Consider the following 14,743-nt stretch of genomic DNA (forward strand, 5'->3'; position numbering starts at 1 on the left):
TTTCCACGGCTGCAACGCTACCGGGCGAAACTGGGTGGTCCCTTAACGCCGGAAGGCACGCCCGTGGGCGTGCCTTCCGTTGTGGCCGGACCGGCAGCGGTCCGCGGACTGTGATCCGGAAATCAGCCTTCGCACTCAACGCAGTAGCTGTGGCCGTCCTTCTGCCGCGCTATCTGGGACCGGTGCCGGACCAGGAAGCAGGAGTAGCAGGTGAACTCGTCCTCTGCCTGGGGGATGACCTGCACCACGAGTTCCTCGGCAACGAACTCGCCGCCCGGAACGCCGGCGCTGTCAAGCCCGTCCGCCTCATCCAGCTCAAGGACCACGCTGCGTGCGTCGGGAGCATTGGCTGACTGGAGCTGCTCGAGCGAGTTGTCCTGCGACTCCTTGACGTCGGAGCGCAGTTCATCATAATCGGTTGCCAATTTAGGTGCTTCTCTTTTCTTTGGTTGGCCTGTCGCGTATGAAACGTACAGCATCAGGCAGGTATTCCCCAAGAGAGGGAGTATATTCGCTCCGCTCCTGGGTACTGGTACATCGGGACAGCCGCGGCTCCGGAAGCCGGAAAGCGGCTGCAAAAACCGTCCGGGGGCACCAACTCGACGCGTGCCCCCTCCGATCCAGAGGGGTGTCAGTGGAACAACGTACGGCGGAGTCCGGTGGTGCCGCGGTTGCGGCGGTGGGTGTGGGACCGGTCCTTGAAAAGTTCGACGGCGTCTCCCGGATTGCCGTGCTTCGCGGCGGCGGACTCGGGGACCTGATGTTCGCCATCCCGGCGATGGCGGCGCTGAAAGCCGCCTATCCGACGTCCACCCTGACGCTCCTGGGGACTCCGGTCCACCAGGCGCTGCTTGCCGCCGTCGAGAGCCCCGTGGACGAGGTGTGCGTGCTGCCGTATGCCGAAGGCGTCCGGCCCGGGACGGAAGATCCCGCGGACCTCGAAGCGTTCTTCACCAGCATGAGGGAACGCAGGTTCGACCTCGCCGTCCAGCTCCACGGGGGTGGCCGGTATTCCAATCCCTTCCTGCTCCGCCTCGGTGCACGCCATACAGTAGGAACCCGCACCCCCGATGCGGCCGGCCTCGAGCGCACAGTTCCTTATATCTACTATCAGCATGAGCCACTGCGCGCCCTGGAAGTGGCGGGGTTTGCCGGCGCTGCTCCCGTAGACCTGGAAGCCCGGCTTGCTCCCCGGGTGCGGGGCGGCCAGGACATGACCGCAAAAGACAGCAGCCCCATGGTGGTGATCCATCCCGGCGCAACGGATCCCCGGCGCCGCTGGCCGGCGGAACAGTTCGCCGAACTCGCAGCGGCGTGCGCGGCCGACGGCGGCCGCGTTGCCATCGTCGGTGATGCCGGCGAACAGCAACTGGCTGAACATATCGTGGCCCTGGCCTCATCCCCGGCGGTGCAGTCCGTGGCCGGAAAACTGGACATGGCGGGACTCGTGGCGCTGTTGGCCGGGGCGGCCGTCGTCGTGGGCAACGACAGCGGCCCCCGCCACCTCGCCCAGGCCCTGGGGATTCCAACGGTGGGCATCTTCTGGGTGGGGAATGTGATCAATGCGGGCGCACTGGCCAGGACCCTCCACCGGATCCACATGGCTTGGGTCACTGCCTGCCCCGTGTGCGGGATCGATGTGACCCAGGTGGGATGGACGGCGCCGCGGTGCGGGCACGACGAGTCCGCGGTGGCCGCTGTCCAGGTTCAGGACGTCCTTGAGGACGTCAGGAGCCTGCTCGCCACGACGCTCGGCCGGGAGGCGGCGTGACCGGGGCGGAGGAGGGCGTACGAGCGGGTGCGGACGGAAGGCCGGAACTGCTGGTCCTGCGGGCGCTTAAGCTCGGCGACCTCCTGGTCGCCGTCCCCGCGCTCAAGGCCATCCGCAGGCACTTCCCGGAGCACAGGCTGCGGTACGCGGCACAGGGGTGGTTGGCCGAGGCACTTGACCTGGTGGGAGGGTATGAGCTGCTGCCCACCCACGGACTTGATGAGCCGCTGGCCGTGGCGCCCGGGACAGTGGACGTGGCGATCAACCTGCACGGCAACGGTCCCGAGAGCGCGGGCCGGATCGAAGCCCTTCGGGCCCGGCGCTCCATCGGCTACCAGAGCCGCCACCGGAGCGGTCCCGGCTGGCGGGCCGAACTGCACGAGCGGGAACGCTGGACGCACCTGCTGGACTGGCACGGGATCGAGGCCGACCCCATGGACCTGCACCTGGACCGTCCGCGCGTACCCGGGGCTGCCCCCCGAGCTGCTGCGGTGCATGTCGGTGCGGCCTATGGAAGCCGGTTGTGGCCGGCAGAACGGTTCGCTGCCGTAGCCGCGCAACTGCACCGCGCCGGCCACCAGGTGGTCTTCACTGGAGGTGCGGCGGAAAAGGAGCGCGCCTCGGCAGTGGCACGGCTTGCAGGCCTTCCGGACGAAGCAGTCCTGGCCGGCCGGCTGGGCCTGGCCGAATTCGCCGCCACCATTGCAGAGGCCACAGTGGTGGTCACCGCCGACACAGGGGCCGCGCACTTGGCCTCTGCCTACGGCACGCCGTCCGTGGTGCTTTTCGGCCCGGCTCCGCCGGAAATCTGGGGCCCGCCGCCCGGTCCCCATATCGTGTTGACCCGTGCAGAACTGCGGCGGGGGGACACCTTCTCCGACCTGCCCGACCCCGCCCTGTTGGCGGTGGAGGTGGATGACGTCCTGGCGGCCGTGGACAGGCTCGGCGTGGCAGCAGCTTGAGCAAATATTGTGACTGTCCGCGGTGCCGCAGCACAGCAGAGATCCTAAAATGGAGCCATGGGCACCGAGATGGGCATTGCCTTGGTTTTTGCAGCAGCGTTTGTCTGGATGGCTACGACGCTGGTCATCCTGTCCGCCATCGACAGGCCCGAGCGCAAGGCCCGGCGCCAGGAACGGCGTGAAATCCGCGCGGATGACCGCCGGCGCCGGATCGAATACCGGCCGGTTGCTCCGGGAACACGCCCAGGACCACGCAGCAGGCACCCGCGGACCCGCAGGCTGCGTCCGCACTAGTCGCACGAAGGCCGAAATATTTCCCGCCGGGAACACCGCGAAGAAAATCTCATGAAGTTTATCCATCAAAAGGACTTAGGTGGACTTTTACCCCTACGATGGTCTGGCATCACTCTGACAACCATTCCGGGGGGAATTCATGAGCTATCCGCAATATCCGCACCAGCAACAGCAGCAGGCGTCTTACCAGCCCGGCGGCGAACCGCCCCTGTGGGCGCCCTACTACGGCGCCACCCTGCCCATCGCTGTCCGCCGGTTCTTCAAGAAGTACGCCACGTTCTCCGGCCGGGCCAGCCGGAGCGAATACTGGTGGTGGACGCTGGCCGCGTTCATTGTCAGTGTCGTCCTGAACATCATCATCCAGATGGGTGGCGCAGCCGGCGCCTCGGTATCCGCCAGCGGCACCGTGACGCCCGGTCCGGGGATCTTCGTAGGGGTCGCCTTGGCCCTCGTGTGGGCCCTGGCCACCATCGTGCCGTCCCTGGCGCTGCTAGTGCGCCGCCTGCATGACGTCAACATGAGCGGCTGGCTGGCACTGATCATCCTGGTGCCGTTCCTGGGCGCCCTTGCGCTGCTGGTTTTTGCCATCCTGCCGTCCAACCCGGCCGGGCAGCGCTACGACCAGCCCGCGGGTTACTGACCAGCCCGGCGTCAGCACAGAGGAGCCCGGCCAGTGCGGCCGGGCTCCTTTGCGTTTAAGGGAAGGCCGGCGCCACGCCCCGTTGGCTGACGGCCCAGGCGGCGGAGCGGGCTGTAGCACTGCGTCACAGAACCGGCTGCTGCCGGGTGGCCGGCTTTCGCCGGGGCGGGTAGTCCACACCGACTGTGACCAACTGCACAGCGCCGAAGCAGCATGGGGCAAAGCTGTTGACCGCAAAGGGACTTAAACGAAGGAAAGCCCCGGAAAATCACTGATTTTCCGGGGCTTTCCCATTGTGCGCGGAGGGGGACTTGAACCCCCACCCCCTTGCGAGGACTAGCACCTCAAGCTAGCGCGTCTGCCATTCCGCCACCCGCGCAGGTGGTATTCCGGAGCCGTCCACACCTTCCGGTGTTTCGCGCCTCTCCGAAGCAGCGAGAAAAACTCTAACACGACTTTCCGGGAACAACGAATCGGGCCGGATGGGTAGGCTGAGGGCAGCGGTTTCGCGCGCAAGCCAGTCATTCCCTATGAAGGAGCTTCCAATGCCTGACGTCCTGCCCGAGGATGAAGTTGTCCGGATCTGCCAGGAACTCATCCGCATCGACACGTCCAACTACGGGGACGGTTCAGGTCCGGGGGAGCGGGCGGCGGCAGAGTACGTTGCGGGCCTGATCAACGAGGTCGGGCTGGAGGCCGAGCTCTTCGAATCGGAGCCGGGGCGCGCCAACGTCGTCACCCGCATGGCCGGCGAAGACCCGTCCGCCAGCGCCCTCGTGGTCCACGGCCACCTTGATGTGGTTCCCGCACTCCGCGACCAGTGGACGGTGGACCCGTTCGGCGCTGAGCTGAAGGACGGGTTGATCTGGGGCCGGGGCGCCGTGGACATGAAGGACATGGACGCGATGATCCTTTCGGTGCTGCGCAGCTTCGCCAGGGAGGGCCGGAAGCCCAAGCGGGACATCATCTTCGCGTTCTTCGCCGATGAGGAGGCGGGCGGAAAATACGGTGCACGCTATGCCGTGGACAACCGCCCCGAACTCTTTGAAGGCGCCACGGAGGCCATCTCCGAAGTGGGTGGCTTCTCCGCCACCATCGGAGGCCAGCGCACCTATCTCCTGCAGACGGCTGAAAAGGGCATCTCCTGGCTCCGGCTCGTGGCGCACGGCCGGGCCGGACACGGCTCACAGATCAACACCGACAACGCCGTGACCCGCCTTGCCGCTGCTGTGACCCGCATCGGCGAATACAAATGGCCCATCGAACTGACGCCCACCACGCGGCAGTTCCTGGACGGCGTCACCGAGCTCACCGGCGTTGAGTTCGACGCCGACAATCCGGACCTCCTGCTCAACCAGCTGGGCACCGTGGCCCGTTTTGTCGGTGCCACTTTGCAGAACACCACCAATCCCACCCTCCTCAAGGGCGGCTACAAGCACAACGTCATCCCCGAGTCCGCAGAGGCCCTGGTGGACTGCCGGACCCTGCCCGGCCAGGAGCAGCAGGTCCTGGAGATCGTCCGTGAACTGGCCGGTAACGGCGTGGACGTCAGCTACGTCCACAACGACGTCTCGCTGGAGGTCCCCTTCGCCGGAAACCTCGTGGACTCCATGATCGATGCGCTCCACAAGGAGGATCCCGGTGCGAAGGTCCTGCCGTACACCCTCTCCGGCGGCACGGACAACAAGTCGCTGAGCCGCCTGGGCATCACCGGCTATGGATTTGCACCGCTGATGCTTCCGGACGACCTCGATTTCACCGGCATGTTCCATGGCGTGGACGAACGGGTCCCCGCCGAATCGCTGAGATTCGGTGCCCGCGTGCTGGACACCCTGCTCACCAACTACTGACGGGACCGCCATGACGCCGGAGGAAGTGCTCCCGGACGCGCTGCTGGAACGTCTCCGCGGCCGGGCAGCCGACTACGACCGGAAGAACGCCTTCTTCCACGAGGACCTGCAGGACCTGGCCGCCGCAGGCTACCTGAAGCTGTTCGTGCCAACGTCCGACGGCGGCCTGGGCCTTGGCCTCGCAGCGGCGGCGCACTGCCAACGCAGGCTGGCAACGGCTGCCCCGGCCACCGCCCTGGCCGTCAACATGCACCTTGTCTGGACCGGCGTCGCGCACGTCCTCCAGGCCCGGGGCGACACCTCACTGGCTTTCGTCCTTGCCGAGGCCGGGCAGGGCGAGGTCTTTGCGTTCGGAAACTCCGAAGCAGGCAACGACTCGGTGCTGTTCGATTCCCGTACGGTGGCTGTCCCGCTGCCCGGCGGCGGCTACTCCTTCACCGGCACCAAGATCTTCACCAGTCTCTCGCCGGCATGGACCCGGCTGGGCATCTTCGGCAAGGACCCGGGGGCGCGGGACGGGGCCGGGGAACTGGTCCACGGGTTTATCACCCGGGAAACCGGCGGCTACCGCATCCTCGACGACTGGGACACCCTGGGCATGCGGGCCAGCCAGTCCAACACCACGGTCCTGGAAGGGGCTGAGGTGCCGGCCAACCGGATCTTCCGGAAGCTGCCGGTAGGGCCCAATGCCGACCCGCTGATCTTCGCCATCTTTGCCTGCTTCGAAACGCTGCTCGCAGCCGTCTATACGGGGCTGGGGGAGAGGGCCCTCACCCTCGGCGTTGACCATGCGAAGCGGCGCACCTCGTTTAAGAACGGTGGCCGAAGCTACGCACAGGACCCGGACATCCGGTGGAAAGTCGCCGAGGCTGCCATGGCCATGGACAACCTGTACCCGCAGCTGGCCGCCGTCGCGGCCGACGTCGACGCCCTGACCGACCACGGACCGCTGTGGTTCCCCAAGCTCGTGGGGCTCAAAGTCAACGCCACCGAGACGGCCCGCCGCGTCGTGGACCTCGCCATCAGGGTCAGCGGGGGGTCGAGCTACTTCCGCGGATCTGAGCTGGAACGGCTCTACCGCGACGTTCTGGCCGGCATGTTCCACCCGTCGGATGACGAATCAGCCCACAACACGGTGGCAAACGCCTGGCTGGGACCGCTGGATAATTAGGCGGTCCGCCAGGCGGCGCTTCCTGGACGGTCCGCTGGACGGTGTTTCCTAGACGGTCCGCTGGACCTGCATCACCCGGCGGCGGAGCCAGAACCGCCGGCCACCGCCCAGGTACAGCTTGCTGCGCTCCAGCTCCCACTTGCCGTACTCGGAATGTTCCACTAGGCGGCGGCGCGCTTCAGGCAGGGATTCGTTGGGACTGACCGTCAGTACGAGGTATTCGTACTGCCTCAAATAATCCCGTTCCCGCTGGACCGAGCTGGTGAGAAATTGTTCCTTCATTGCTCTCCATTTTCGTCCTTTTCCGGCTAACGTGAAGTCATGAGCATCGATCCGCGTGTCGCGCTTTCGTCCCTGACCACCGCTTTGGAAGAACACCTTATAGCAGCATCGAACCGGCGCGGAGACGGTGACCCCTCCGTCGAGGCGGCTTTTTTCGCAGTGGCAGATGCGTTCGAAGTGTACGAGGACGCACTCTACGAGGCCTACAACGAAGTCACCCCGCTTCAGGTCTTTGATGATGAGGATGACGAGGACGAGGAAAGCGACGTGGACGACGACGAGGACCTGGAGATCGTCGAGGAATAGCTCCCGCGCAACGCCCCGGAAAGATCGGCGCCCATAGCCGTTACTGCCCCTGGAATTCCGCGGGCACGGGGCTACTGCGGGGCAGACACGTCCTCGAGGGCACGGGAGATTTCCGGCGGCAGCGGGTTCAGTTGCGCTTCGAGGGTTTCCTTCAGCTGGACGGGTGTCCTGGGGCCCACGACGGCGGTTGCCACACCGTGCTGCGACAGGACCCAGCTCAGGGACACATCCTGGGGCGTCCGGCCCAGGCCCTTGGCGGCCGTGCACACCGCTTCGACTGTCCGGGATGGCTTCTCCGCAAGATACGGCTCCACGGATGCCGCCCCGACACCCGCTGCCCCCCGCGAATCCGACGGAATGCCACCCCGGTACTTGCCCGTGAGGACACCGCGTCCCAGCGGTGCGCAGGCCATCAGGCCCAGGCCCGCGTCCTCGATGGACGGGATCAGCTCGGACTCGGGAGAACGGCGCACCAAGGAGTACTCGGCCTGGGAGGCCACCAACGGGAACCCGGCCAGCACCGCCGCCTTGGCCACCTGCCAGCCGCTGTAGTTGGACACCCCCGCGTAACGGGCACGTCCGCTGCGGACAGCGAACTCCATGGCGGACAGCGTCTCCTCCAGCGGAACATTCGGGTCCCAGGCCTCAGCGAACCAGATATCGACGTAGTCCGTCCCCAGGCGCGCAAGGCTGGCATCGAGACCGGTGAGCATCGCGTTGCGTGAGGTATCGACGCCGCGCCGGCCATCCGGCGTCGTCATGCCCGCCTTGGTGGAGATCGTCACGCCGGTCCTGGACACCACGTCGCCCAGGAGTGATCCGAGCAGCGCCTCGGAGCGCCCGTCCGCGTAGGACGCCGCAGTGTCGACGTGCCGGCCGCCGGCGGCGAGGAAGATCCGCAGCAGTTCCGAGGCATCCTGTTCGTCTGTTTCGGTGCCCCACGTCATGGTGCCAAGTGACAAGGCTGAAACCCGCAACCCACTGTTGCCGACGTAACGCTGCTGCATAGCAGCTAGCTTACGGGCAGAACCACCCTGGCCCATGCCGTAGGGTCTTAGCGTGAACTGGTTTGAAGCGGCCCTGCTGGGCCTTGTGCAGGGACTGACCGAATTTCTACCGATTTCATCAAGTGCGCACCTGCGGATCGTGGGGCAATTCCTCCCCAATGCCGACGACCCCGGTGCCGCCTTCACCGCCATCACCCAGCTGGGTACGGAAACCGCTGTGCTTGTCTACTTCTGGCGGGACATCGTCAGGATCATCAAGGCGTGGGCAGGGTCCCTCACCGGCAAGGTATCGCGGCAGGACCCGGACGCCAGGATGGGCTGGCTGGTGATCCTTGGCAGCCTCCCCATCATCGTCCTGGGCCTGCTGTTCCAGGACCAGATCGAATCGGTGCTGCGGAGCATGTGGATCGTGGCCACCATGCTGATTGTCTTCGGCCTGATCCTGGCCGTCGCCGACGCCGTGGGGAAGCAGCAGCGGGACCTCACACAGCTCACCTACAAGCACGGCATCCTGTACGGCCTCGCCCAGGCCATGGCCCTGATTCCCGGCGTTTCCCGCTCCGGCGGCACCATCACCGCAGGCCTGCTCATGGGGTACACCCGTGAAGCCGCAGCCCGGTACTCCTTCCTGCTGGCCATCCCCGCCGTGTTCGGCAGCGGCCTCTACCAGCTCTACAAGGTGGTGTCCAAGGACGGGATCTCCGGCCCTTACGGGCTGCCGGAGACCGCCCTGGCCACCGTCATCGCCTTCGTGGTGGGCTACGTCATCATCGGCTGGTTCCTGAAGTTTGTGTCCACCCGCAGCTACCGGCTGTTTGTCTGGTACCGGATTCTCCTGGGACTGGCGCTGTACCTGCTTCTCGGTTTCGGCGTCATCAGCGCCTAGCACTAGGCTTGGTCTGTGAAATCCTGGACTTCCCGCCCCGTTCCAAACCTGCCCGGCACCATGCCTGCCATCCGCTTGTTCGATACCGCAGCAGGCCGCGAGGTGGTGCTGGAGTCCGGCCCCCGGGCGTCAATGTACGTCTGCGGCATCACACCGTATGACGCCACCCACATGGGCCACGCTGCCAGTTACGTCGCCTTCGACCTGCTCAACCGCGCCTGGCGGGATGCAGGCCAGGACGTCTCCTACGTGCAGAACGTCACTGACGTGGATGACCCGCTCCTGGAACGCGCCACCGCCACCAACGTCGACTGGCAGGAACTGGCCCAAAGCCAGATCGAACTGTTCCAGACCGACATGGAGGCACTCAACGTCCTGTCTCCGGACCACTACGTCGGTGCCGTGGAATCGATAGACCTCATCGTTCCGGAGGTGGAACGGCTCGTCAGCCAGGGCCTGGCCTACCGCGTGCCGGGTACCAACGGCGAACCGGACGGAGACGTCTACTACGACGTCGAAGCGGCGGGGAAGCAGTCAGTTGCCCCGGACGCGTGGAGCCTGGGCTCCATCTCCGGACTGTCCGAGAGCGAAATGCTTGAGCTGTTCGCCGAACGCGGCGGCGATCCCGGCCGTGCCGGCAAGCGGCAGGCCCTCGATCCGCTGCTCTGGCGCGTGGCGCGGGACGGCGAGCCGCACTGGCCCGGCGGCAGCCTCGGCGACGGCAGGCCGGGCTGGCACATCGAGTGCACCGTGATCGCACAGAAGTACCTGCCCGCTCCCTTCACGGTCCAGGGCGGCGGCTCCGACCTGATCTTCCCCCACCATGAGATGGGCGCCGGCCACGCGTATTCCCTGGCCGGCGTGCCCCTCGCCAAGCATTATGCCCACGCCGGCATGGTGGGTCTGGATGGCGAGAAGATGAGCAAATCCAAGGGCAACCTGGTGCTGGTGTCCAGGCTCCGTGCCGCGGGGGAGGACCCCGCCGCCATCCGCTTGGCCATCCTGGCCCACCACTACCGGTCCGACTGGTCCTGGACGGACGAAGGGTTCGCCGCCGCGAAAGCGGACCTGGCCTCTTGGCGCCGGGCGCTCGATCATGCCCCCGAAAGTTCGGCAGCGCCGCTGCTCGACGAGATGCGGGCAGCGCTGGCCGCCGACCTGGATGCCCCCGCAGCGGTCGCTGCCGTCTCCCGGTGGGCGCGCCGTGCGAACGACGGCGGCACGCCGGCAAGTGCCGCAGACCAGGCCCTGGTGCGGGACGCCGTCGACGCCCTGCTGGGTATCCGGCTTTAGTCCAGGCGCCGCCCGTCTGCGGCGTACGTGCAGTCCTTAACGGAGCAGGGGCCAGGCCGGGAATGACCCGGCCTGGCCCCTGCTCTTTCTTCAAGACATCAGGCCCGCAGCTGGTCAGGGCCTGTCCTGGCCGCGGCGCTTGAGGTAACGCTCGAACTCGCGGGCTATCGATTCCCCGGTGGCCTCCGGAAGGTCCGCCGTATCTTTGGCCTCCTCCAGTTGCCGCACATACGCAGCAATTTCCGGGTCTTCAGTGGCGAGCTCATCAACCCCGCGCTCCCATGCATCCGCTTCCTCCGCCAGTTCATGCGTGTCCAGCGGAACCTGCAGCAGTTCCTCAATGCGGTGCAGGAGCGCCAGCTGGGCCTTGGGGGACGGGGCCTGTGCGACGTAATGCGGTACGGCGGCCCACAGCGAAACCGTGGGAAGGCCGGCCAGGAGCGCCACCTCTGAAAGGACTCCCACAATCCCTACCGGCCCCTCATACTGTGAGGCCTCGAGGTTCATGCGCTCCCGCAACGGGGCATCGTCCGATGAGGTGCTCACGGGAATGGGGCGGCTGTGCGGCACATCGGCCAGCAGGGCGCCCACCAGGATCACGTAGTCCACGTTCAGTGCCTCGGCGTGGACCAGCAGTTCGGCCGTGTAGGCACGCCATTTATAGGACGGCTCGGTTCCCTGGACGAAGATCACGTCCACGTTGGAGTTGGGGGCGCTGGCTTTGTAGATGCGCGTGGAAGGCCACTTGATCTTCCGTTCTCCCGCGGCATTCCTGCGCACCGTGGGACGGGTGAACTGGAAGTCGTAATACTCGTCGGCATCAATGGATGCCACCTTCTTGCCGCCCCAGAGCTTATTCAGGTAGCGCAGCGAATCGCTGGCGGCTTCCCCGGCATCGTTCCAGCCTTCAAAGGCGGCAAGCATCACCGTCACGCGCTGTCCACCGGCCACTGGCTGCAGGAACCGCTCCCGTTCGGGCCCGGCACCTGTGTCGGCGGTGTCTCCCTCGAAGCTATTCATTCCATCACCCTACGTCCAAGGAGCACGCGCGTGCAGTGAATGAAGCGCCGGAAAAGCCGCAGTGCCCGCGCTGAAGGGCGGGCTGCGGCCAGTATTCGCCAAGGGCGTAGCCCACAGGGACCGTCCAGCAAGTCCCCGTAAACTGGTCAGCATGCGACTTCCAGGCACTGAAACTCCGCTCAAAGCCGTCCTGTGGGACATGGACGGCACCATCGTGGATACAGAGCCGTACTGGATTGCCGCCGAACACGCCCTCGTCGAAGCGCACGGCGGAACCTGGTCCCATGAGCAGGCCATGCAGCTGGTGGGACAATCCCTGACTTTCTCGGCCGGTCTCCTGCAGAAGGCCGGAGTCGCCATGGAAATCCGCGAGATCATCGACACCCTGACCAGCCAGGTGATCAGCAGCGTCCGGCAGCAGGTGCCGTGGCGCCCCGGTGCCCGGGAGCTGCTCGAGGACCTGCACCAGTCCGGTGTTCGCTGCGCACTGGTGACCATGTCCGAAGGTCCGCTGGCCCGGCAGGTGGTGGACAGCCTTCCCCGGCAGTATTTCGAATTCCTGGTCACCGGTGACACTGTCAGCCGCGGAAAACCGCACCCGGAAGCGTACCTGACAGCAGTGGAACGGCTGCGCGAAACCGATCCGCACCTGCACCTGGGCCATTGCGTGGCGCTGGAGGACTCGGCGCCGGGCGTTGCTGCAGCGGTCGCCTCCGGTGTTGCCACAGTGGCCATCCCGCACATTGTGCCGCTGCCCGAGCACTCCCACTACACCCTGTGGGACACACTGGAAGGACGAACCCGGGAAGACCTCGAGCAACTCCTCACGGAGGCGGGCAACCATGGTCCTGCCGGTGAGCCCGCATCCGCAGCCGGGAACACGCCGTGACCGCCCCGGCCCCCGGCGAGCCGGGCATGCGCGAACCTGCCGCCGGCGGGTCCGCCAGGGCAGCCCGCCGTGAAGGCATCCCCCTGGGCAGGATCGCCGGGGTTCCGATCATCCTCGCCTACTCCTGGTTCATCATTGCCGCGTTCACGGTCATCGTCTACGGTCCGGTGCTGCACCGGAACAACCCGGCCTTGGGAACCAGCGCCTACATCGTGGCTTTCGCCTATGCAGTCCTGCTCCTTATCTCGGTACTGGTGCACGAACTCGCCCATGCCCTCACCGCGAAAATCTACGGATGGCCCACGCAGAAAATCGTCCTGAACCTCTGGGGCGGCCATACGCAGTTCGAAAGCTTCACCGCTTCCCCTGGGCGTTCAGTCCTCGTTGCCCTGGCAGGTCCGGCCGCAAACTTCATCCTCGCCGCCGGTGCGTGGCTTGTCCTGAACTCTGTCCCCATGGGCAGCGTCGCCGAAATCCTGACCAACATCTTCATGTGGGCCAACTTCCTCATCGGCGTCTTCAATGTCCTCCCCGGGCTCCCGCTCGACGGGGGACGGCTGGTGGAGTCGGCCGTGTGGAAGGCCACCGGAAGCCAGGCCAAGGGAACGGTGGCTGCCGGGTGGGCGGGCCGCATCATCGTCATCGCGCTGGTTGCCTGGTTCATCCTCCGGCCCCTCCTGCTGGGCAGCGACCCGGACTTCACGCTGGTGATGATCACCGTCCTGGTGTGCGGATTCCTCTGGATGGGAGCCTCCGCGTCCATCCAGCAGGGCACCCTCCGAGCCAGGCTGCCGCTGGTCAGTGCTGCGGCGCTCTCCACGCCCGCAGTCGGAGTGCCTGCCACGGCAACAGTCCTTGACATCCTGCACCACCCCCGCCCTGGCAATGCCGCGGTGGTGGTCTGCGGCCAGGACGGCAGGCCGCAGGGCGTTGTGGACGGGGCGGCCATGGCTGCCGTGCCCGGCGCGGCCGCCGGGACGACCCCTGTCACGGCGGTGTCCTTCGCGCTGGCTCCCGGCGCCTACGTCCCCGAATGGTCCAAGGGGCAGGAACTCATCCAGTTCCTGGCCCAGCTGGAAGGGAAGCACTACGCCGTCGTGGACCACAACGGCCGTGTCACCGGGCTCCTGTCCCAGGACGCCGTGCTCGCCGCCATCACCGGCAGGAACCGGTAGAGTTACCTGCCGGTGTGCATTGCCGCCGCGCAATCAGGTGGCGGGCAGCGGGCAGCCAGGCGCCGGCACCAGAGGTTTACAGGAGCGAGGAACATCATGAGCAGCGAAACCGCCGTTAACGACGCCGCAGCAGCCGGGGCCGGCAGCGCCACCGGCGGGACCCAGCCCGTGGGAGCCGCGCGCCGCCGCGGACCCTTCCGCGAGGGCGAGCGTGTCCAGCTGACGGATGAACGCGGCCGGATGAATACGGTCATGCTGGAGCGCGGCGGAGCCTTCCACACCCACCGCGGCTTCCTGAACCATGACGACATCATCGGCAAGCTGGACGGATCTGTGGTGGTGAACAACGTGGGGCAGCAATACCAGACCCTGCGCCCCCTCCTGTCCGACTTCGTCCTGTCCATGCCGCGGGGCGCCGCCGTCGTCTACCCCAAGGATGCAGGGCAGATCGTCACCATGGCGGACATCTTCCCCGGCGCGCGCGTCGTGGAAGCAGGCGTGGGATCCGGCGCCCTGTCCATCTCGCTGCTGCGTGCCGTCGGTGACCAGGGCTACCTGCATTCCTTTGAGCGGCGCCAGGAATTCGCGGACATTGCCCGCGGCAACGTTGAGACAATTTTCGGCGGTCCGCACCCGGCGTGGCAGATCTCGCTGGGCGACTTCCAGGAGGAAGTGGTCAAGGCCGAGGCGCCCGGGTCCGTGGACAGGGTGGTCCTGGACATGCTGGCCCCGTGGGAATGCCTCGACGCCGTCGCCACCGTGCTCGCCCCTGGCGGCGTCTGGATCAACTACGTTGCCACTGTCACGCAGCTCTCCCGGACGGCCGAGGCCATCCGGGCAGACGGCCGCTTTACGGAACCTGATGCCTGGGAGTCCATGGTCCGCGGCTGGCACCTTGAAGGCCTGGCCGTACGGCCGGACCACCGCATGGTGGCCCATACCGGTTTCCTGCTGGTGACACGCCGGCTGGCAGACGGAGTCACCGGAATTTCGGTCAAGCGCCGGCCCTCCAAGACCGAGTTCAACGAAGAGGACGTCAACGCCTGGACACCGGGTGCGGTGGGTGAACGCGCGGTTTCCGACAAGAAACTCCGCCGCGCAGCGCGTGATGCGATGGCCGGAACCAACGTCAGGGACGCTCCCGAGGTCACGAACTAGTCCACATTTCGGGAGTCTCCATCCCTTGCCGCCTTCTTG

The 14,743-nt window shown here is 66.4% G+C and carries 16 protein-coding genes and 1 tRNA gene; 12 read left to right on the plus strand and 5 right to left on the minus strand.

Annotated elements, in window-relative coordinates:
• Positions 1-122: 122 nt before the first annotated feature.
• Positions 123-425: a DUF4193 domain-containing protein gene (locus tag AS031_RS06530; protein WP_058267317.1), complete on the minus strand. Its 303-nt coding sequence runs from the start codon at positions 423-425 to the stop codon at positions 123-125.
• 209 nt (positions 426-634) lie between these two features.
• On the opposite strand from AS031_RS06530, the gene AS031_RS06535 reads away from it, so the two are divergent.
• The 4 genes from AS031_RS06535 (at position 635) to AS031_RS06550 (ending at position 3,667) form a co-directional block, all read left to right on the plus strand.
• Positions 635-1,771, plus strand: a complete 1,137-nt coding sequence (locus AS031_RS06535; protein ID WP_058267318.1) for a glycosyltransferase family 9 protein — start codon at positions 635-637, stop codon at positions 1,769-1,771.
• On the plus strand, positions 1,768-2,733 hold the full coding sequence (locus AS031_RS06540; RefSeq protein WP_058267319.1) for a glycosyltransferase family 9 protein: 966 nt from the start codon (positions 1,768-1,770) through the stop codon (positions 2,731-2,733). Before AS031_RS06535 ends, AS031_RS06540 begins: the two co-directional genes overlap by 4 nt.
• A gap of 57 nt (positions 2,734-2,790) precedes the next feature.
• Positions 2,791-3,027 carry a hypothetical protein gene (locus AS031_RS06545; protein WP_058267320.1) on the plus strand — a complete coding sequence of 79 codons (237 nt, stop codon included), beginning with the start codon at positions 2,791-2,793 and terminating at the stop codon, positions 3,025-3,027.
• 139 nt (positions 3,028-3,166) lie between these two features.
• Positions 3,167-3,667: a DUF805 domain-containing protein gene (locus AS031_RS06550; RefSeq protein WP_058267321.1), complete on the plus strand. Its 501-nt coding sequence runs from the start codon at positions 3,167-3,169 to the stop codon at positions 3,665-3,667.
• Between the two features lie 296 nt (positions 3,668-3,963).
• Here AS031_RS06550 and AS031_RS06555 read toward each other — a convergent pair.
• Positions 3,964-4,046: transfer RNA gene (locus tag AS031_RS06555), tRNA-Leu, on the minus strand.
• A 166-nt stretch (positions 4,047-4,212) separates the two neighbouring features.
• Between AS031_RS06555 and AS031_RS06560 the strand changes: the two genes are divergently transcribed.
• Together AS031_RS06560 and AS031_RS06565 are read left to right on the plus strand one after the other, a co-directional pair.
• A complete protein-coding gene (locus AS031_RS06560) occupies positions 4,213-5,517 on the plus strand; it encodes a M20/M25/M40 family metallo-hydrolase (protein ID WP_058267322.1) in 1,305 nt (434 codons plus the stop codon).
• 10 nt (positions 5,518-5,527) lie between these two features.
• Entirely contained in the window at positions 5,528-6,688 is a 1,161-nt protein-coding gene (locus AS031_RS06565; protein ID WP_058267323.1) for an acyl-CoA dehydrogenase family protein, read from the plus strand.
• 48 nt (positions 6,689-6,736) lie between these two features.
• On the opposite strand, the gene AS031_RS06570 is transcribed toward AS031_RS06565, so the two are convergent.
• Complete coding sequence (locus tag AS031_RS06570) at positions 6,737-6,970, minus strand: DUF5703 family protein (protein ID WP_058267324.1); 234 nt, start codon at positions 6,968-6,970, stop codon at positions 6,737-6,739.
• Positions 6,971-7,009: 39 nt separating this feature from the next.
• On the opposite strand from AS031_RS06570, the gene AS031_RS06575 reads away from it, so the two are divergent.
• Positions 7,010-7,276 carry a hypothetical protein gene (locus tag AS031_RS06575; RefSeq protein ID WP_058267325.1) on the plus strand — a complete coding sequence of 89 codons (267 nt, stop codon included), beginning with the start codon at positions 7,010-7,012 and terminating at the stop codon, positions 7,274-7,276.
• Positions 7,277-7,347: 71 nt separating this feature from the next.
• Here AS031_RS06575 and AS031_RS06580 read toward each other — a convergent pair whose 3' ends face one another.
• A complete protein-coding gene (locus AS031_RS06580) occupies positions 7,348-8,283 on the minus strand; it encodes an aldo/keto reductase (protein ID WP_058267326.1) in 936 nt (311 codons plus the stop codon).
• Positions 8,284-8,335: 52 nt separating this feature from the next.
• On the opposite strand from AS031_RS06580, the gene AS031_RS06585 reads away from it, so the two are divergent.
• The gene (locus tag AS031_RS06585; protein WP_058267327.1) at positions 8,336-9,169 is read left to right on the plus strand and encodes an undecaprenyl-diphosphate phosphatase; all 834 of its coding nucleotides are present in this window, start codon (positions 8,336-8,338) and stop codon (positions 9,167-9,169) included.
• A gap of 15 nt (positions 9,170-9,184) precedes the next feature.
• A complete protein-coding gene (gene mshC / locus AS031_RS06590; protein WP_058267328.1) occupies positions 9,185-10,462 on the plus strand; it encodes a cysteine--1-D-myo-inosityl 2-amino-2-deoxy-alpha-D-glucopyranoside ligase in 1,278 nt (425 codons plus the stop codon).
• 114 nt (positions 10,463-10,576) lie between these two features.
• On the opposite strand, the gene AS031_RS06595 is transcribed toward mshC, so the two are convergent.
• Complete coding sequence (locus AS031_RS06595; RefSeq protein ID WP_058267329.1) at positions 10,577-11,482, minus strand: PAC2 family protein; 906 nt, start codon at positions 11,480-11,482, stop codon at positions 10,577-10,579.
• A gap of 151 nt (positions 11,483-11,633) precedes the next feature.
• On the opposite strand from AS031_RS06595, the gene AS031_RS06600 reads away from it, so the two are divergent.
• The 3 genes from AS031_RS06600 to AS031_RS06610 all read left to right on the plus strand — a co-directional run bounded on the left by AS031_RS06600 (position 11,634) and on the right by AS031_RS06610 (position 14,704).
• Entirely contained in the window at positions 11,634-12,371 is a 738-nt protein-coding gene (locus AS031_RS06600; RefSeq protein ID WP_058267330.1) for an HAD family hydrolase, read from the plus strand.
• 26 nt (positions 12,372-12,397) lie between these two features.
• Positions 12,398-13,546: a site-2 protease family protein gene (locus tag AS031_RS06605; RefSeq protein ID WP_058267613.1), complete on the plus strand. Its 1,149-nt coding sequence runs from the start codon at positions 12,398-12,400 to the stop codon at positions 13,544-13,546.
• A 96-nt stretch (positions 13,547-13,642) separates the two neighbouring features.
• Positions 13,643-14,704: a tRNA (adenine-N1)-methyltransferase gene (locus AS031_RS06610; RefSeq protein WP_058267331.1), complete on the plus strand. Its 1,062-nt coding sequence runs from the start codon at positions 13,643-13,645 to the stop codon at positions 14,702-14,704.
• Positions 14,705-14,743: the final 39 nt, after the last annotated feature.

The sequence above is a fragment of the Pseudarthrobacter enclensis genome (genome assembly GCF_001457025.1).
GTDB classification, from domain to species: Bacteria; Actinomycetota; Actinomycetes; order Actinomycetales; family Micrococcaceae; genus Arthrobacter; species Arthrobacter enclensis.

What these genes read in the sequence shown, in the direction of transcription:
- AS031_RS06545 (WP_058267320.1), top strand. Translation starts at nt 2,791, where the DNA reads ATGGGCACCGAGATGGGCATTGCCTTGGTTTTTGCAGCAGCGTTTGTC.
- AS031_RS06550 (WP_058267321.1), top strand. Translation starts at nt 3,167, where the DNA reads ATGAGCTATCCGCAATATCCGCACCAGCAACAGCAGCAGGCGTCTTAC.
- AS031_RS06560 (WP_058267322.1), top strand. Translation starts at nt 4,213, where the DNA reads ATGCCTGACGTCCTGCCCGAGGATGAAGTTGTCCGGATCTGCCAGGAA.
- AS031_RS06565 (WP_058267323.1), top strand. Translation starts at nt 5,528, where the DNA reads ATGACGCCGGAGGAAGTGCTCCCGGACGCGCTGCTGGAACGTCTCCGC.
- AS031_RS06570 (WP_058267324.1), bottom strand. Translation starts at nt 6,970, where the DNA reads ATGAAGGAACAATTTCTCACCAGCTCGGTCCAGCGGGAACGGGATTAT.
- AS031_RS06575 (WP_058267325.1), top strand. Translation starts at nt 7,010, where the DNA reads ATGAGCATCGATCCGCGTGTCGCGCTTTCGTCCCTGACCACCGCTTTG.
- AS031_RS06580 (WP_058267326.1), bottom strand. Translation starts at nt 8,283, where the DNA reads ATGCAGCAGCGTTACGTCGGCAACAGTGGGTTGCGGGTTTCAGCCTTG.
- AS031_RS06595 (WP_058267329.1), bottom strand. Translation starts at nt 11,482, where the DNA reads ATGAATAGCTTCGAGGGAGACACCGCCGACACAGGTGCCGGGCCCGAA.
- AS031_RS06600 (WP_058267330.1), top strand. Translation starts at nt 11,634, where the DNA reads ATGCGACTTCCAGGCACTGAAACTCCGCTCAAAGCCGTCCTGTGGGAC.
- AS031_RS06605 (WP_058267613.1), top strand. Translation starts at nt 12,398, where the DNA reads ATGCGCGAACCTGCCGCCGGCGGGTCCGCCAGGGCAGCCCGCCGTGAA.
- AS031_RS06610 (WP_058267331.1), top strand. Translation starts at nt 13,643, where the DNA reads ATGAGCAGCGAAACCGCCGTTAACGACGCCGCAGCAGCCGGGGCCGGC.